General features: G+C 60.2%; 1 protein-coding gene. It reads left to right on the plus strand.

The window, feature by feature from the left end:
* Positions 1-191: 191 nt before the first annotated feature.
* Positions 192-1694: a glycine betaine/L-proline transporter ProP gene (proP, locus tag NUV89_RS29555; RefSeq protein WP_257784102.1), complete on the plus strand. Its 1503-nt coding sequence runs from the start codon at positions 192-194 to the stop codon at positions 1692-1694.
* The last annotated feature ends 94 nt before the right edge of the window (positions 1695-1788 follow it).

Consider the following 1788-nt stretch of genomic DNA (forward strand, 5'->3'; position numbering starts at 1 on the left):
GGCGTGTCAGTTGCAGGGGCTCTGGCTGACCCACCGCCATCGCAGGCAAGCCAGCTCCCACCTTGTTTTTGCGCCAGGCAATAAAAAACACGCAATCGGGTGAATTATTTCGTGTCCGCTTGTATCTGACCTTTCAGAGCGGTGCCATCGCGGCGATGGCACCTCCCCTGTTCAGATTTAGAGTGGTCCCCATGAAAGCTCGCAAGAAACGCGTCAACCCCATCGGATTGAAAGACATCACCATTGTCGATGACACCAAGATGCGCAAGGCAATCACCGCTGCCGCATTGGGCAATGCCATGGAGTGGTTCGACTTTGGCGTCTACGGGTTCGTCGCCTATGTACTCGGCAAGGTGTTCTTCCCCGACGCCTCCCCCAGCGTGCAGATGATTGCCGCGCTGGGCACCTTCTCCGTGCCGTTCCTGATCCGCCCGCTGGGGGGCCTGTTCTTTGGTGCGCTCGGCGATAAATACGGGCGGCAAAAAGTCCTCGCTGCCACCATCGTGATTATGTCCCTGAGCACCTTTGCCATCGGCCTGATCCCCGGGTACGCCACGATTGGCATCTGGGCACCGATCCTGCTGTTGCTGTGCAAAATGGCCCAGGGTTTCTCCGTGGGTGGCGAGTACACCGGTGCGTCGATCTTTGTGGCCGAATACGCACCCGACCGCAAGCGTGGTTTCCTCGGCAGCTGGCTCGACTTCGGCTCCATCGCCGGTTTCGTCCTTGGCGCGGGCGTGGTGGTGTTGATCTCCAGCGTGCTGGGCGAAGAGCAATTTGAAACGTGGGGCTGGCGCCTGCCGTTCTTCCTCGCCCTGCCCCTGGGCATCATCGGCCTGTACCTGCGTCACGCCCTGGAAGAAACCCCGGCGTTCCAGCAGCACATGGACAAGCTCGAACAAGGCGACCGCGAAGGCCTCAGCCACGGGCCCAAAGTGTCCTTCAAGGAAGTCGCGACCAAACACTGGCGCAGCCTGTTGACCTGTATCGGCATCGTCGCCGCGACCAACGTGACGTACTACATGCTGCTCACCTACATGCCGAGCTACCTGTCCCACAACCTGCATTACAAAGAAAACAGCGGCGTGCTAATCATCATCGCCATCATGGTCGGCATGCTGTTTGTGCAACCGTTCATTGGTTTTGTCAGCGACAAGATCGGCCGCAAGCCCTTCATCATCGCCGGCAGCATCGGCCTGTTGGTGCTGTCGATCCCGGCCTTCATGCTGATTACCAGCGGCAAGATCGGCCTGATCTTCGCCGGGCTGCTGATCCTCGCCATCGTGCTGAACTTCTTTATCGGCGTCATGGCCTCGACGCTGCCGGCGATGTTCCCCACCCACCTGCGCTACAGCGCGCTGGCCAGTGCGTTCAACGTCTCGGTACTGATCGCCGGCCTCACCCCCACGGCCGTGGCCTGGCTGGTGGAAAGCACCAACGACCTGTACATGCCGGCCTACTACCTCATGGTGTTTGCCGTGGTGGGCCTGGTCACCGGCCTGACCATGAAGGAAACCGCCAACAAACCCCTGCGCGGGGCAGCGCCGGCGGCGTCGGACATGGCCGAAGCCAAGGAGCTGTTGCAGGAGCATCACGACAATATCGAGCAGAAGATCGAAGACATCGATGCCGAGATTGCCGAACTGGAAGCCAAGCGCGAGAACCTGGTGCAGCAGCATCCGCGGATTAACTAAGCGGATCGATACTGTCAAAAGCCACCAGGACAGGCACCCACCTGTGGCGAGGGAGCTTGCTCCCGCTGGGCCGCGAAGCGGTCCCAAGATTTTG

The organism is Pseudomonas sp. 18.1.10 (genome assembly GCF_024655625.1).
Taxonomy (GTDB): domain Bacteria; phylum Pseudomonadota; class Gammaproteobacteria; order Pseudomonadales; family Pseudomonadaceae; genus Aquipseudomonas.

Bases quoted from the DNA above. Each gene is read 5' to 3' on its own strand.
- proP (WP_257784102.1), top strand. From the start codon at position 192: ATGAAAGCTCGCAAGAAACGCGTCAACCCCATCGGATTGAAAGACATC.